We start from the raw sequence: 16,144 nt of genomic DNA on the forward strand, positions 1-16,144 counted from the left end.
TAAGGATATTTCATGTCAGCTACTTATCTGATGCCTACTTACGCTCGTCAACCTATTAGCTTTACACGTGGTTCAGGTAGCTGGTTATATACGCAGGATGACACCCCGTATTTGGATGCACTAACTGGTATTGCTGTATGTGGTCTGGGACATTGCCATCCGCAAGTGACAGAAGCGATTCAGCAACAGGCGGCAACGCTCGTGCATACCAGTAATTTATTCGGCATTGATTGGCAGGAACGCGCTGGTGAAGCCCTTTGCACAGCCGCGCAGATGGACAGTGTGTTTTTTGCTAATAGTGGCGCTGAAGCGAATGAAGCGGCGCTAAAAATGGCACGTTTATATGCCTATAATCAAGGCTTTAAACAAGCAAAAGTCATTGTAATGGAACAATCCTTTCATGGTCGTACCTTATTATCCCTATCGGCAACAGCGAATCCAAAAGCACGCGAAGGCTTTTTTACTTTAGATGATGACTTTATTCGCGTGCCTTTTGGCGATATCGAAGCAGTTAAAAAAGCGGCAATAGAGCACGATGATATTTGTGCAATATTGGTCGAGCCAATTCAGGGTGAAGGCGGTCTTAATACGGCAGCAAATGGCTTTACTTATTTAGAACAACTGCAAGCAGAATGTGACACGCACAATTGGTTATTTATGATTGATGAGGTACAGACTGGTAACGGTCGTACAGGTAAATACTTTGCTTATCAGCACAGCAACGCACGTCCTGATGTGTTGACCACAGCCAAAGGGCTTGGTAATGGTTTTCCAGTTGGCGCTTGTATGGTACGTGGACGAGCAAATGGCTTATTTGGTGCGGGTAGTCATGGTTCGACCTATGGCGGCACACCACTTGCAAGCCGTGTGGTACATAGCGTTTATAATGTATTGGCAAATAGTGATATCATGGATAACGCGGTCACGGAAGGACAATTTATCCGCGACAGTATTACCGACGCGCTCGGACAATATGAGGTTAGCAGTCGCGGTGCTGGTATGATGATTGGTCTTGTGTTGCCTGCAACGATGGACTGTAGCCAACTGGTTGATGAGGCTCGTGACGAGCAAAAACTAATTATCAATGTTACGGGTAGTCATGTGATTCGCTTATTACCGCCATTAAATATCAGCCGTAACGACAGCGAACAAGTGGTTGAGCGCTTGCTTAACTTATTACAGCCTTTATTTTAAAATAAGATTAAAATATTGCTCTAAAAAAGCCCTTAGATTAGTCGTCTAAGGGCTTTTTCTTGTCTATTAACAGAGCATTTATTAGCTATAATTATGTCTATACACAGCGTCAACTTTTATCCCGCATGAAAGTATTTTTTTAACACTTCTAAGCATCGGGTTATTTTAGCGGGCTGCTGTTCACGACTTAAGGTTACGGCATAAAGTACAAAACTTGATAATTGATAGCCCGTTAGTACTTCAACCAAATCGCCATTTTCCAGCTCTTTTTTAATGTCCATTTCCATCATTCTCACCAAGCCATGCCCTTCTTTGGCTAAGGTTGTCGCCATAAAGACATTGTTGGTATGGATACGAGACACCATTTTGGTACGTGTTTTTTTGCCTGTCTCTGTCTGGGTCAGCTCTACTTGATTGGGGTCTTTCATAATATCAATACAAATCAGCTGATGATCTACCAAATCTTTCGGGCTTTCAATCTTATTATGCTGGCGCAAATATTGCGGTGAAGCAACTAACAGTTGGCGGACATCAGTGAGCGGATGGCTGCTCAACGTAGAGTCATTGATGCTCGGGCTCATGCGAATGGCAATATCAATGCGCTCATCGATCAGGTCAATATAATGATTGTCTGCAAAATAGGTAATACTCAAATCATCATGCGCCGCCATCCATGTGGATAACGCTGGCAAAATATGATTAACGCCAAGTTCAGGAGTGGTGGCGATACGCAAACTACCGGCAAGCTCATCGCGCAATTGATTGACCTTGATTCTGCCTTGCTCTGCCGCGCTGACAACATCTCTTGCCGCGCCATAGAAGCTTTCACCTGCTTCTGTTAAGCTTAACTTACGAGTTGAGCGATGTAGTAAAACCACGCCTAACTCATTTTCTAAGGCTCGAATTTGTTGGCTAACCGCACTGGTGGTGATGCCAAGCTCACGAGCTGAACCACTAAACGAGCCATGTCCGACCACACTGGCGAACACAGCCATACCGCGTAAATTATCTATCATACTCTCACCTAAGCTGTTTTTCATTTTTTAATATAACTTAACCATTATAGCTTATTTTGAGTATTTTTTATAGGCTTTGCCGTATTGACTGGTTAGGATAACTTACTGTCAACGTCAATAATATCAAGGTATTAGCCGTTCAATATAAATATCTATACGTAGACGCTAGCGTTCATTTAACGTAGCATTAATAAATAATCGTCAGAAAATAGCGTGTACTCTTTAATATATATTAACGCTCTATCGATTAACTCGCTCTCAGTAACAAACCTTTAATTCAATTTTACTTTACCCATTTTACCTTCGCCGCGCTCAGTCAAATAACGCATGACAGGCGACTGCTGTAACTTTGCCTCTGCGGCAGTCGTCGCTTGTATCAAACGTTGATGTTGACGACGCTCAGGCGTTTGGTTATCCGCTTGCATGATATGGCTGTCCGTCTGCAAGCTAATCTCTATCTGTGGAAACTGCTGTTGCAACTTCGCTGTTAGCTGTAAAAACGTACTTTGTAGGTGCTTACTGTTAACGCCAGTGATAAATACAGCGTTACCATTACACTCGCCTGTCATCATGCCTTGACGTGCGAGGGCGCGCTCATCTTCCGCCAAAATATCCGCTTCACGAACTGTCTGTAGCCAATAATCCCATTTCTCCGGCGTCCAATCACCCGTTAACGATTGCGGTGGGCAACGTAACAAAGTGCGCGGGTCGTCAAGTTGACTTATTAATTGAGAATCATTTCGTTCAGGTTCTGCAATTGGTTCTGCAATTGGTTCTGCAATTGGTTCTGCAATTGGTTCTGCAATTGGTTCTGCAATTGGTTCTGCTACATCATGTATCTCAAGGTTTAAGTATTCGGAGCTATCCAGTGTATCTTTTGATAAATACGATTCTGCTTCATAGACCTGTTGTGTATTTACGATGGACGTCTCACTATCAACAGCATCAATTTGGTCAATACGGTAAGACTGCAGTTCATGCGTAGCAGCAACAATAGTTTCACTAGCAGCTGGAGAAGTCGAAGTATTATTAATAGCTGGCGTAACTGACGTTACCAACATCTCATCAACCGGCAATGGACGGAACGCTAACAGACGTAAAATGCACATTTCCAGCGCTTGCATCGGCGTACTAGCGAGCTTAATACCTTCACGCGCTTGCACCACAATCTCATAATACAGTTGCAAGACATCAGGGCTAATATGCTGAGCCAGCACCGTTATCGATTGCGCCTGCGCTTCATTCACATTCAACGCGACTTCAGGCAATAGCTGCGTTAATGCCAATTGATGAAGTAGTTCTGCTAACCCATCAAACATACTGGTCGCATCGACCATTTGCGCACGCATTTGCTCAATATGAGCAGCAACGGCTGACTTATCATGATTATAAATATCATTAATTAAACGTACTAAGTCAGCGGCATCAATCAAACCAAGCATTTCATTGACCGTGACATCATCAAGCGCGCCTTGCCCAAAAGCAATTGCCTGATCCGTCAATGACAGCGCATCCCGTACTGAGCCTTTAGCCGCACTTGCCAGCTGCCATAATGCCGGTTGCGTGTAGCTCACATGCTCTTGAGTCAATACATTTGCTAAATGTTCACTAAGCAAGGTTTGGGGCAATGGACGCAGCACAAATTGTAGACAGCGAGAGATAATAGTAATCGGTAATTTTTGCGGATCGGTGGTTGCTAGCAAAAACTTCACATGTTCAGGCGGCTCTTCTAGCGTTTTGAGTAGCGCATTAAAGCTATGCGTTGACAACATGTGCACCTCATCAATAAGATAGACCTTATAGCGCCCCTGACTTGGCGCATAGGGGACATTATCGAGCAGCTCGCGGGTATCTTCAACTTTAGTACGTGAGGCGGCATCAATCTCAATTAAGTCAATAAAGCGCCCTTGATCAATCGCCACGCAGTTATCACACACGCTACACGGGGTACTCGTTACACCCATATCGCAATTCAAGCATTTGGCTAAAATACGTGCAATAGTCGTTTTACCCACGCCGCGCGTACCGGTAAATAGATAAGCATGATGCAAACGATTATAATCAATGGCATTGATTAATGCTTGCGACACATGATTTTGCCCAATCAACTCGTGGAAGTTTTTGGGGCGATATTTGCGCGCTAAGACTTGATATTGCTGAGTCATATCTATCCATTTTGCCAAGTGATTTTTATTGTTCAAACTTTCAATTTAATTGCTTTCTTCAATGTTTCTGTTTAATGGCAGCAAGTTAATAAAAGTGCTATCTCAAGCGCTATTTTGCTGTGTTTATTATAGCAAAAAGCCAGCGCATTCGTCTGGCTTCTAACTATGATAATCTCTATTTGCGTACTACTGATTGGCACTAACAGTTACCCGTCAACAAAGATTTATTAATCCATTCTACGGCGCATATGCGGGAATAAAATCACATCGCGAATACTTGCTGAATCGGTAAATAGCATGACTAAACGGTCAATACCAATGCCCTCGCCAGCCGTTGGCGGTAAGCCATAAGCCAATGCTTCGATATAATCAGCATCAAAATGCATGGCTTCATCATCGCCAGCATCTTTTTCAGCAACTTGACCACGGAAACGCTCTGCTTGGTCAGCAGGATCATTTAGCTCACTAAAGCCATTTGCCAATTCACGACCACCAACGAACAGCTCAAAGCGGTCGGTAATTTCAGGATTGTCATCGCTGCGGCGTGCCAGTGGAGACGTTTCAGCCGGATATTCAGTGATAAAGGTTGGCTGACGCAATTGATGTTCAGCGGTTTCTTCAAAGACGATGGTTTTTAATTTACCCACACCGAATACATCTTTGACTTGCTGCTTTAAGGTATTCGCAACATAGTCAGCGAGATAGTCACGGTCATCAATACGCGTCATATCAAAGCCTTCCGCGTATTGAGCAATGGCATCAGACATAGACAAACGGGCAAACGGTGCTTTTAAACTAATAGCCTCTTCTTGATAAGTAATCTCAGTGCTACCCAAAATATTATTAGCTAGCTCTGCAAACATACGCTCGGTCAAGTCCATCAAGTCATGATAATCAGCATAGGCTTGATAAAATTCAATCATCGTAAATTCAGGATTATGACGGGTTGACACGCCCTCATTACGGAAACTACGGTTAATCTCAAATACTTTTTCAAAGCCGCCAATTACTAAACGCTTTAAATATAATTCAGGGGCAATACGCAAATATAATGGCATATCAAGCGCATTATGATGCGTCTCAAACGGACGCGCGACCGCACCACCTGGAATCGGATGCATCATCGGCGTTTCAACTTCCATAAAGCGCTCATTCAACATAAACTGACGGATACCACTAATAACTTGGCTACGAATCATAAAGGCATCACGCGTTGCCTCATTGGTCATCAAATCAAGATGACGATTGCGATAACGGGCTTCAACATCCGCTAAACCATGAAACTTATTTGGCATGGGACGCAGCGACTTAGTCAGTAAACTAATCTCTTCGATATGCACATACAAATCACCTTTTCCTGAGCGACCGATATAACCTGACACCCCAACGATATCGCCTAAATCTAGCGACTTAATACCAGCTAGCGTCTCTTCACTCAACTCTTTACGTGCCACATATAACTGAATACGACCGGTCATATCTTGAATAACAATAAATGCGCCACGATTCAACATCACACGACCAGCAACGTTGACCTGAGTTTTCTCACCTTTCGCATCTTTATCAGCAATATCTTGCTTTGAAAGTCCGTCAAATACCGTTTGTAAGTCTTGGGCGTAATCGGTACGCTTAAATTGATTGGGATACGGCTGTTTACCTGAAGCCTTTATATCATCTAGCTTCGATTGTAGCTGAGCGATCAATTCGTTAGCGTCTTCTACCGCTGGGACTGGGTCTTGATTGTTTTGCTTTGACATAACACTCTCAAAATTGTTGAATAATTAGAGGAATAATAAAACGGGTAAACAGTTCTAATACTTATTAACCTAATACTTATTAACCTAATACTTATTAACCTAATACTTATTAACCTAATACTTATTAACCTAATACTTATTAACTAGACTAAAAAATAAATAGGATTAACGATGATTTTTATGGCTAATCAACACAAATTGCTGATTGCGCAACGCCTTTTTTAATCAGTTGACGACAGCCAAAGGGGTTGCTATCGATAGTACATTGTCCGACTTGATTAGCCGTACCAGCAGCAATAAACTCGCCTTGACGCTCGCACGTGCCTTGACAATTTGTACTATCTTGACAGGCTTTACCGGCATCTTTATAGGTGACTATACATTGGTGACACTGCTGACGACCGACTTTTGTGATAGTGCCGCCATACGCGATACATGCCTGCACAATTTCAGCGGGCGGATATACGCAGCCCTGATACGCTAATGGGTCAACGGTAGTGGTCAGTTTAGGATTACTGTTAATAACATCGCCTGTAGTTACTGGCGTTTGGGTCTTCACCGTTGAAGATGGCGATATCCCACATGCTGATAACCAAAATATCATAAACGTTGCAAAGGCAATTTTTGAGCTATTATTTACCATTAATTTTAAAGATAATCTGTTATTTATGATCATAATAAACCTCGTTACCTTTTAGATAAATGGCTTTTACTTATACAGTCACTGATTATATTATTCGCCGCCACCACCGATACTTGCCATTAAATCCGCTTGGTGCTCACGTAACAAGGCATCAAGCAACTCGTCCATGTCGCCTTCCATAATTGCATCAAGTTTATATAACGTTAAGTTAATACGGTGATCGGTCATACGCCCTTGCGGGAAGTTATAGGTTCGGATTCGCTCACTACGGTCGCCACTACCCACCAAGTCACGACGGATAGAATCTGCAACATCAACCTGCGCTTGTACTTTCGCTTGCTGAATTTTTGAAATCAGCATTTTCATCGCATGAGCACGGTTTTTATGTTGGCTACGCTCTTGTTGACACTCTACCACGGTTCCGGTTGGGATATGGGTTAAGCGTACCGCTGAGTCAGTCGTGTTAACGTGCTGACCACCCGCACCACTTGAGCGAAAGGTATCCATTTTTAGATCCGCAGGGTTAATGTCGACACTATCATCGATTTCAACTTCCGGCATCACTGCAACGGTACAAGCTGACGTATGTACGCGACCTTGACTTTCGGTTTCCGGTACACGCTGCACACGGTGCGCGCCGGATTCAAACTTCATGCGACCATAAACACTGTTGCCAGAGACGCGGCTAATGATTTCTTTATAACCGCCATGCTCGCCTTCATTTGCGGACAGTACTTCCAACGTCCAGCCTTGCGTCTGCGCATATTTTTGATACATGCGGAACAAGTCACCAGAGAATATCGCCGCTTCATCGCCGCCCGTTCCAGCACGAATCTCTAAGAAAGCAGGTACTTTGTCGTTCGGATCTTTTGGCAGCATCATTACGTTGAGCGCTTCTTCCATCTCGATAATAGCATTGCGCGCATCATCAATCTCATCCTGCATCATCTCTTTCATATCAGGATCTGATGCATCTGCTAGCATTGCCTCGGCATCGGCTTGGTCGCGTTCTGCGCGCCCATAATTCAACCATAAGGTAGTAATATCCATCAAGTCGCTGTGCTCAACCGATAACTCACGGAATTTATTATTATCGCTGATGACACCAGGATCGGATAATAAGGCGGTCACCTCTTCATAACGATCCACCATCTGGTCTAAACGTAGGCGCAAGGATTCTTTCATAACGTAACTTTATCTAAATGAGGGAAATAAGACCGCGATTATAGCAAATTTTTGCGACTAAATTAAAACCACTGCGTAAACTTACGGTTTATCGCATTAAAAAATTGCAAATAAGCACGATTATCAAAATTTAAAGCAAAAAAATAGCCAAGCATGAACTTGACTATTTTTTTAATAACTAGAAGCTTGCAATGTTAATAGGATTGAAATGAACGGCTTAAACTTTACGTACCAATACCGAACCAATCGAGTAACCCGCTCCAAATGAGCAAATCACGCCCAAGTCGCCAGACTGTAGGGAATCTTTATAACGGTGGAACACAATCATTGGACTGGCTGAGCTGGTATTGGCAAATTCTGCAATGACACTCGGCGCAATGGCTTTATCCGCGTCTTTACCCACGACCGTTCGCAGTATCAAATCAATCATATTGGCATTGGCTTGATGCAACCACATCATTTTGATCTTATCGGCTTGCAAGTTATTGGCTTGTAAGTGTTCGGTGATGATTTCAGACACCTTTGGACAGACTTCGCGGAATACTTTGCGACCGTTTTGTAAGAACAATTTATTCGTGACCGGCTCTTTAATATCAGGGTACATCTTAGTGCCTGCCGCTAAATATTCTGAGCGATCCATAAAGCCATATTCATTTTTGATATTGGTTGAGAACTGCGTAAATAGCTTGGCATTCAACACCTCATAACCTTTTGGCGTATCCAAATCTTCTATAATACAAGCCGTTGCCACGTCCCCAAAGATAAAGTGGCTATCACGATTGCGCCAGTTTAAGTGGGCTGAGGTAATCTCAACATTGACCATTGCTACTCGTTTTGCCAGACCTGATACAATCATGCCATGCGCTTGTGCGATACCAAAAGTTGCCGCACTACACGCCACATTCATATCAAAAGCAAAGCCGCCAACCATCCCAATACCATTTTGAATCTCAATGGATAACGCAGGGTACGTACGCGGAAAGTTTGAACAAGCGAGGATAATACCGTCCAAATCATTGGGCTCTAAACCTGCATCTTTTAACGCCGCTAATAGCGCTGCTGTGCCCATCTCTGCCATAACGGACAATTCTTTATCCATATCACGATGCGCAATGACCGGTGCCATGATTTCAGGATTTAAAATACCCTCTTTTTCCATCACATAACGTGACTTAATACCGGATACCTTTTCGATAAATTCTGCCGATGAATGTTGTAGCGCAGGGATGGCTTCGCTGGCTATCTCCTCAGCATGCTGCTCATTATAATTGTCCACGTATTGGTTAAATGAGGTTACCAGCTCTTCATTACTGATGCTATATGGAGGAATGTATAAGCCAGTGCCGGTGATACAAGTCGTCATGATAAGCTTCCTTGTCTACTACTAATTGCTTGAATAAAGCATAAAGGGGGAAAAAAATAGCATAAAGCTATTTTAATGAATGTTGTTAAGGTTAGTTCGGTGAATAACTGTAAACTTAAAATCAATAGCTTTATTATGCCTGAATTATATTATATTTCTAATCGTTTGTTACAAATAATCCATTTCGAGCACAGAAGCAGCAAAGACTGGCTTTATTATGCTAAAGCTGCGATATAATCGGTTAGGCTTAACACCGCTTTTTTCAACAAAAATCCTAGTATCAATAATAAGAATATTAGCAATAGTAATATCAAGAATAAGGACTTGTTATGATTGCACTTTTTGATTGGCTATTTGGTCAGTATGCGGAATACTCGATATTATTTATCGGGCTTGAGCTGATTGCGGTTGTCTTTGGCGTGGCAAGTGTGATGCTTGCCAGCCGCACCAATATTTTAGCATTCCCTATTGGCATTGTCAGTACGGCTATTTTTGTCTATTTATTGTGGAAATGGCAACTGTTTGGCGACATGCTTATCAATGCCTATTATACCGCGATGAGCTTATACGGCTGGGTCAATTGGTCACAAAATAAAGTGCCTTCAGAGTCAGCGGATACGGCTAAGAACAATTCGTCAGCCGATGAATTAACTATTGAACATATTCAATCAAGTGATATACCCATTTTGTCTGTATTAGCCATCGTGACGACTGCTTTTGTGGCGTTAGTATATTACTTCCGTCCCGTTATTAATAACGAATTTAGCTTCGATGGGGCGGAGCTTGGCTTGCATTTATTTACGTGGGTTGACTATACCGATATGCTGACCACCGCGCTATTTTTGATGGCAATGTGGCTGATGGCAAGGCGAAAAATCGAACATTGGCTACTATGGATAGTGGCGGATACCATTTCAGTGCCGCTGTATTTTTATAAGGGTTTAACCTTTACCGCACTACAATATGTAGTGTTCACTCTCATTGCAGTTTGGGCATATTATGAATGGCAACGACGTTATCGGGTTCAATTTAACGCAGCACACGCCTAAATCGGTCACCAAGATTGTGATTTTGGGTGCAGAAAGTACTGGAAAAACGACCTTATGCCGTGATTTAGCCGCGCATTTTAATTGCCAATGGGTGTCTGAATACATGCGAACCTATCTGCAAGACAAGTGGAATGATGAGCAAAAAACCTGCACATGGGAAGATTTATTACCAATTGCCCAAGGGCAAATCGCGTTAGAAAACAGGCTTGCCCAACAAGCTGAACTAAAAAATGACAAGTATATATTTTGTGATACCAGTTTATTTGAGCTGATGGTTTATGCCCATTGGTATTATGATGACTGCCCAGAGGCGCTGACAAAAGCGGCGTTAGCCCATCATTATGATTTGATCTTACTGACTGAAGTTGATATCCCGTGGGTCGCTGACGACTTGCGTGACAGTCCCCATGAGCGCGAAGCGATTAGCGCCTTTTTTGAAAACATGCTCAATCGCTATCAAATTCCCTTTAAAAAAGTGGGTGGTAATCGCCTTGAGCGGGTAAGATACGTTGAGCAAATTTTTAATAATATGTAAAACCCATATACGAACCCTACAGACAACCATCAAAAAAGCGCTACTAATTATACAAAACGCGGTTAAATTTATTTAAGTATTAATCACTTAATGATATCAATCAAACCATAGTATTGACGAGGTGACTTTATGAAAATATTTATGAAAGTAATCATAAACAAAACGCCTTTGACTCAAGTGTTACTTTTTGGTGCAATCGCTTTCGGAGTAAGCGCCTGTCAAGCGCCGACTAGTAGTAGTCAACTACCGAGCAGCTCAGGAAGTATTTTAGACGGTGCATCAGAAGGTGCTAAGCCTGCTGTGAGCTATCCGCGCAACCCGCCACAATTGCCAATTGCGCTGCCCATAGCATCATGGATGAAACCAGCGATTGACAATAGCCAAACAGATGCAGTTTATCGGCAAGAATGGTTAAAAGCGGAGAGTAGAAGGTTGTGCCCAATTTTAGCCTTACCCAAGCAATCAGCAGCCCATCTTGACGGGCATACCAGTCGCCGCGCGAACTTCTCTGGTGGCTGGGGTGTGGCTTATGATTTACCAAAGTTGCGAAGTGCTTATGGGGTCGCTAATGCGGGCACTTCTAGTCTTGATGGGATGTTTAATAAGTGGGAATATAATGTCCGTTATCAAGATGGCAGTTGGGTTGGTTATGGTCGTGAAGGTGGTAATCCAACTGGAAAATGGCTGGCTTATATTTTGATTCCTAAAAATAATTGCTTTTATAATGTATGGAGCGCGCAAAGTAAGACGCACTTGGAGCAGATGATTGCTGATTTGCGAATGGTTCAGAACTAACTGTATTATTAAACTTCTATATTTATAGATAATTAGTTTCATAGACAATGAGTGATTAACAACCATTAATAACGGGCTTTTACCTAGGCTATTATTTGTTATGACTCTATTTTGAAAATTGTATTGGCTACTATCGGTGCGCTGATTGCATTTGCTGCCAACTCACTCCTGTGCCGGATGGCATTAGCCCAAGGTTATATCGATCCATGGCATTTTACCGCCATCCGTCTACTAAGTGCAGCAGCCTGTCTTGGTCTGATTATGCTGATCCAGCGCTATCTACCCATACTGCTTACAGTAATTAACCGCCCTAAAGCTGCTATTCCTAATCGCGTTAATATAAACGTAATCAACGTCGATGAGACTGGTGGCTGGTTCAGCAGTCTGTGCTTACTGATTTATGCACTTGGGTTTTCGGTTGCTTATGTGGCGCTAGAGACGGGTACAGGTGCGCTGATTTTATTTTGCGCGGTGCAGTTTACTATGATGGGCTGGGGTATATATAAAAAGGAGCTGTTAAATCCGGTGCAATGGTTTGCATTTATAATAGCGGTTGCCGGTTTTGTGTATTTTTTATTGCCATCAGCGACGACGCCTTCTCCACTTAGCGCGTTATATATGGCAGTGAGCGGCGTTGCTTGGGGCATTTATAGTATTCGCGGTAAAGCTTGTGCGTTACCGATGCAAGCAACAGGATTTAACTTTATTAGAAGTTTGGTAGCGCTGCCCTTATTGCTACTAGGCGCAGTCAGCGCGCACAATATTATCAGCATAGAGGGGATACTATTGGCTTGCGCGTCAGGTGCGCTAGCTTCTGCTCTTGGTTATAGTCTTTGGTATATGACCATGCCACTTCTAACAAATACACAGGCGGCGGTGGTACAACTTTGCGTACCTATTATTGCTGCGGTGATGGGTATGATATTTCTAGCCGAGCCTTTAACGCTAAGATTTATCATAACCAGTGCGGTGATTGTGGGAGCGATACTATTATTTGTTGTGGCTCAAAATACCAGTAAGGTGCCTGTATCTCAATAAGACGTATCCTTAGTAGCAGCGCTTATGATTTGACTCTACGCCACAGCGTGACTTTCGTAAAAAAATTTTTTAATTTGTCTGAAAAACTAAACGCTTCCGATTCTGGCACTGCCTCTACATGGTGACGGGCTGCCAAAATGGGCTGTTGCATTAACTTCTCATGATGGCTATAAGCGCGGTCAAGACTGATACTCATAATAGCCAAGTTGGTCGGTCGCGGTAAACAGCGGTATATCTGACCCTTATTAATCAAGTCAATCACCATATGAGCGTCTTTAAAATCAGTCAACATCAATATCATAAGGTCAGGTTGAATGTGTTTTAGCGCGTAGATAACCGGCGCGATGTTTTCTTGATTGAGTGTCACATCAGCGATAGTCACGCCAAACTTTTTGCGTTGTAGTAAGTCGGACGCCTGCTCAAGGCTGCTCGCCCAGCTTACTTGATACACCGCACCAAAATTGGCTTTAATTTGTTTATAAACATTTTCATCATCATCTAATACTAAGACTTGACGGGCGCTATTGACGTGAGACAACATGTCTGTCTGCTGGTCAATGTTTTGGGTCTGCTGAGCAATCTCTGTGGCTTTATTAACGATTTTTTTGAGCTCGTCATTCTGCCAAGGTTTGGTGATATAGCGATAAATCTCGCCCTCATTGACGGAGTCAATTACTGCATTTAGGTCGGCATAACCGGTTAATAAGATACGAATCGTATTTGGTGAGACCTCTTTTACCTCGCGTAAAACTTCTGTCCCTTGCTTATCTGGCATACGCTGATCGCTGATGACCACTTGTACCTCATTAGCCGTCACATAATGCAGCAGCTCGTTTGGATCAGTCGTGGTAAAAACATCATGTGTCTGGCGAAAGTGCATTTTTAAGCTGCGTAAAATGCGCTGTTCGTCGTCGATAAAGGCAATTTTAGGTTTTTGCATATTGCTCTCTTCCGGTAGGTCGTCAGGGCTGTCTTAACTGGCAAATAGGGCTTGGGGTGCTTGCTTATCGCTTACAATAACGGACTGTCTAGGTAAGGTGATCGTGAATGTGGTGCCCTGACCTATGGTTGAGTGCACCTTAATACTACCGCCATGCTGCTCAATGATTTGCGCGGCAATAGCCAGACCAAGTCCTGTGCCGTCACCTGCCTTTTTGGTGGTAAAAAATGGCTCAAAGATTTGGCTTAAGATACTCTCTTTGATACCGTTACCATTGTCAGTCACCTGTATCACCACCGCCCTGTTATCTGGTGTCTGCCTTGCATCATTTTCTAAGCCACTGCTGATATGCAGCTCGCCTTTTTTATCTGCTGGAATGGCTTGCGCGGCATTATTAAATAAGTTCAATAATACTTGGTTGATTTGGGAAGGATTGCACTGAATGGGAGGCAACTCAGCTAAATGCGTGACTACATTTAATGTTTTAAGGTTGTTGCGCGCCATCACAAGAGAGCTGTTAATACAGTCATTAATGGCAACATTTTTCACTTTTGATTCATCTAGACGTGAAAAATCACGTAAATTAACCACCAGTTCGGCAATTTGATCGACGCCATACAGTCCATCTTGAACCAAGTGCGCCAAGTCTTCCCTGACCTCATCTTCTTTTAACTCATCACAGCATTGTAAAGTTTGAGTGATTAACTGCTCAAGATGCGCTTGGCTCGATTTTGAGTCTTTAAAAGCACTCAGCAAGCGCTCAGTATGCTCAATCAACTCATCAAATCGCGCTAAGTTATCGCCAACAAGCTCAATATTACTACGCACATAGCCTAGAGGCGTATTAACCTCGTGCGCGACCCCTGCCACCATTTGACCTAACGTTGCCATTTTTTCTGAGCGAACCAGCTGCACCTGTGAGGCTTTGAGCTCATCCATGGCTTGTTGTAAATCTTGGGTACGCTCAATGACTTGTTTTTCAAGATGGACATTGATTTCAGCAAGTGTGCCTTCGTTTTCAACCACGCGGTCAATCAGCTGATTGGTATTGTCACTGATGAGCTGAATGTCACTGATACTAGAGTTAGGAAGTTTATGATTGCCGAGTTGTTGATACTGCTTTTGCGCAATCAGTTTGCCCATATCTGCCACCGAGCTTGCCATATTTTTTAAGGGACGGGTAAAATAGCGCCGAAATGCCCATGCTGTCAGTAGTAAAATAGGGATAAAACCAAATAACATGGTTCGAATCAGCTGACTAGATAGCGCATTTGCCACGCTCATCATGTCGCTATCAGGCTTAACAATTACCATTTTCCAATAGGTAAACGGCATGCGAAAAATAAATGCGGTGGCAGATTCTTGTAACATAAAGTCATTGGGCACTGCAATCGTGTCAATGAGGTGACTGTCCACCAAATTAAACGCTTGATCGACATTAAGCAGTAACAAGGCTGAGAGCAGTTTTGACTCTTGCTCACTAATCTTGTTCATATTAGTGGTGCTTAAAATACTGCGCGCCGCGAGCGTATAGCGTCCTTCATCTTTGGTAACTGCTTCACTAATAAGGGTGTTATTAATCCCGTCAAGGGCAGTTGCAATAGGGGCAAACCGCGCATGAGTACTCGCCAGCTGACTGACCGTCATCATCTCACCTTGTGGATTGGCGGCAGTCACCTGCGTTACCATAGCGTGATCGGGAAAAGTCAAAAACCGATTGTCCAAATCTACTAAAAATATGTAACCGCCCACGCGCTCCTGCCATTTACTAATCGCCTCATCAAGATTATCCAGCAACAGATTAAAGGACACTACCCCATCAAAGGCTTGATTACGACTGTTATAAAGCGCTTTAGCACAGGTCATCATCGGATAGTTGCTGACCGGATCTACATAAGCGCGACTCCACACGCAGTGGTCGTGACGAGCATACAGCGCCGGCGTGTACCACCAGTCGCGGTAATAAGGGTTCGGTGTTTGCGACTGACTATCGTATCCTGTCACCCGTTGCATCTCACCAGCTTGGTCACGCGACCACACAAACGACTGCCGATCTTGCCCTTCTTGATATCTATTGGGATCGAACCATACCCCACCACCGACGATTCTTGCATCGGTATGTTGCATCAGATTGCCTATGGTCTGCTGATAGATAACGGCATCTTTAGGTAACCCGCCGCTGATAGCGCTGGTCGCCTTTGCCATACCATCAACATGGTTAATACTAGCAGTAATACTATTAACAACCTCATTACCTGTTTCCACCACTGTCTCTGACGTCATGGCAGATATACGTGGCTTTGCTTGAGTCTCAATAACCCAATATACCAATATAATAATGAGTAAAAATGCCAACGCTAGTATCAGCAACATACGCGTGGTAATACTGCCAAACCGTTTAACGATACCCATAAAAAAACCTAATCCGTGGCACTGCATTGGCTGCTGACGTAAAAAATGTTTT

The 16,144-nt window shown here is 43.2% G+C and carries 13 protein-coding genes; 5 read left to right on the top strand and 8 right to left on the bottom strand.

The window, feature by feature from the left end:
• Window positions 1–12: 12 nt before the first annotated feature.
• Window positions 13–1,194: an aspartate aminotransferase family protein gene (locus AAEY78_RS04840; protein ID WP_352337788.1), complete on the top strand. Its 1,182-nt coding sequence runs from the start codon at window positions 13–15 to the stop codon at window positions 1,192–1,194.
• A 116-nt stretch (window positions 1,195–1,310) separates the two neighbouring features.
• Here the strand turns inward: AAEY78_RS04840 and AAEY78_RS04845 are convergent, their stop codons facing one another.
• The 6 genes from AAEY78_RS04845 to AAEY78_RS04870 all read right to left on the bottom strand — a co-directional run bounded on the left by AAEY78_RS04845 (window position 1,311) and on the right by AAEY78_RS04870 (window position 9,323).
• Window positions 1,311–2,210, bottom strand: a complete 900-nt coding sequence (locus tag AAEY78_RS04845; RefSeq protein WP_352337789.1) for a LysR family transcriptional regulator — start codon at window positions 2,208–2,210, stop codon at window positions 1,311–1,313.
• Window positions 2,211–2,482: 272 nt separating this feature from the next.
• Window positions 2,483–4,375 (bottom strand): DNA polymerase III subunit gamma/tau, encoded by a 1,893-nt coding sequence (dnaX, locus tag AAEY78_RS04850; RefSeq protein ID WP_352337790.1) that lies wholly within the window; start codon window positions 4,373–4,375, stop codon window positions 2,483–2,485.
• A gap of 227 nt (window positions 4,376–4,602) precedes the next feature.
• Entirely contained in the window at window positions 4,603–6,132 is a 1,530-nt protein-coding gene (gene lysS, locus AAEY78_RS04855) for a lysine--tRNA ligase (protein WP_352337791.1), read from the bottom strand.
• 184 nt (window positions 6,133–6,316) lie between these two features.
• Complete coding sequence (locus AAEY78_RS04860) at window positions 6,317–6,808, bottom strand: hypothetical protein (protein WP_352337792.1); 492 nt, start codon at window positions 6,806–6,808, stop codon at window positions 6,317–6,319.
• A gap of 57 nt (window positions 6,809–6,865) precedes the next feature.
• Complete coding sequence (gene prfA / locus AAEY78_RS04865; protein ID WP_352337794.1) at window positions 6,866–7,960, bottom strand: peptide chain release factor 1; 1,095 nt, start codon at window positions 7,958–7,960, stop codon at window positions 6,866–6,868.
• 217 nt (window positions 7,961–8,177) lie between these two features.
• Complete coding sequence (locus AAEY78_RS04870; RefSeq protein WP_352337795.1) at window positions 8,178–9,323, bottom strand: beta-ketoacyl-ACP synthase III; 1,146 nt, start codon at window positions 9,321–9,323, stop codon at window positions 8,178–8,180.
• A gap of 329 nt (window positions 9,324–9,652) precedes the next feature.
• Here AAEY78_RS04870 and pnuC point away from each other — a divergent pair, with 329 nt between their 5' ends.
• From pnuC to AAEY78_RS04890, 4 genes are all read left to right on the top strand, one after another.
• Window positions 9,653–10,372, top strand: a complete 720-nt coding sequence (gene pnuC / locus AAEY78_RS04875) for a nicotinamide riboside transporter PnuC (protein ID WP_352337797.1) — start codon at window positions 9,653–9,655, stop codon at window positions 10,370–10,372.
• Window positions 10,323–10,907: an AAA family ATPase gene (locus AAEY78_RS04880; protein WP_352337799.1), complete on the top strand. Its 585-nt coding sequence runs from the start codon at window positions 10,323–10,325 to the stop codon at window positions 10,905–10,907. Before pnuC ends, AAEY78_RS04880 begins: the two co-directional genes overlap by 50 nt.
• A gap of 141 nt (window positions 10,908–11,048) precedes the next feature.
• The gene (locus AAEY78_RS04885; protein ID WP_352337801.1) at window positions 11,049–11,702 is read left to right on the top strand and encodes a hypothetical protein; all 654 of its coding nucleotides are present in this window, start codon (window positions 11,049–11,051) and stop codon (window positions 11,700–11,702) included.
• 111 nt (window positions 11,703–11,813) lie between these two features.
• On the top strand, window positions 11,814–12,740 hold the full coding sequence (locus tag AAEY78_RS04890) for a DMT family transporter (protein WP_352337803.1): 927 nt from the start codon (window positions 11,814–11,816) through the stop codon (window positions 12,738–12,740).
• 22 nt (window positions 12,741–12,762) lie between these two features.
• On the opposite strand, the gene AAEY78_RS04895 is transcribed toward AAEY78_RS04890, so the two are convergent.
• Both AAEY78_RS04895 and AAEY78_RS04900 read right to left on the bottom strand, forming a co-directional pair.
• Window positions 12,763–13,680, bottom strand: a complete 918-nt coding sequence (locus AAEY78_RS04895; RefSeq protein ID WP_352337804.1) for a response regulator — start codon at window positions 13,678–13,680, stop codon at window positions 12,763–12,765.
• 33 nt (window positions 13,681–13,713) lie between these two features.
• The gene (locus tag AAEY78_RS04900; RefSeq protein WP_352337805.1) at window positions 13,714–16,092 is read right to left on the bottom strand and encodes an ATP-binding protein; all 2,379 of its coding nucleotides are present in this window, start codon (window positions 16,090–16,092) and stop codon (window positions 13,714–13,716) included.
• Between the last annotated feature and the right edge of the window lie 52 nt (window positions 16,093–16,144).

Origin of the sequence: Psychrobacter sp. 16-MNA-CIBAN-0192 (assembly GCF_040309565.1) — a bacterium.
Lineage (GTDB): Bacteria > Pseudomonadota > Gammaproteobacteria > Pseudomonadales > Moraxellaceae > Psychrobacter.

Coding starts and splice junctions, on each gene's coding strand:
- prfA (WP_352337794.1), bottom strand. CDS start 7,960: ATGAAAGAATCCTTGCGCCTACGTTTAGACCAGATGGTGGATCGTTAT.
- AAEY78_RS04880 (WP_352337799.1), top strand. CDS start 10,323: ATGAATGGCAACGACGTTATCGGGTTCAATTTAACGCAGCACACGCCT.
- AAEY78_RS04870 (WP_352337795.1), bottom strand. CDS start 9,323: ATGACGACTTGTATCACCGGCACTGGCTTATACATTCCTCCATATAGC.
- dnaX (WP_352337790.1), bottom strand. CDS start 4,375: ATGACTCAGCAATATCAAGTCTTAGCGCGCAAATATCGCCCCAAAAAC.
- lysS (WP_352337791.1), bottom strand. CDS start 6,132: ATGTCAAAGCAAAACAATCAAGACCCAGTCCCAGCGGTAGAAGACGCT.
- AAEY78_RS04840 (WP_352337788.1), top strand. CDS start 13: ATGTCAGCTACTTATCTGATGCCTACTTACGCTCGTCAACCTATTAGC.
- pnuC (WP_352337797.1), top strand. CDS start 9,653: ATGATTGCACTTTTTGATTGGCTATTTGGTCAGTATGCGGAATACTCG.
- AAEY78_RS04860 (WP_352337792.1), bottom strand. CDS start 6,808: ATGATCATAAATAACAGATTATCTTTAAAATTAATGGTAAATAATAGC.
- AAEY78_RS04895 (WP_352337804.1), bottom strand. CDS start 13,680: ATGCAAAAACCTAAAATTGCCTTTATCGACGACGAACAGCGCATTTTA.
- AAEY78_RS04900 (WP_352337805.1), bottom strand. CDS start 16,092: ATGGGTATCGTTAAACGGTTTGGCAGTATTACCACGCGTATGTTGCTG.
- AAEY78_RS04885 (WP_352337801.1), top strand. CDS start 11,049: ATGAAAGTAATCATAAACAAAACGCCTTTGACTCAAGTGTTACTTTTT.
- AAEY78_RS04845 (WP_352337789.1), bottom strand. CDS start 2,210: ATGATAGATAATTTACGCGGTATGGCTGTGTTCGCCAGTGTGGTCGGA.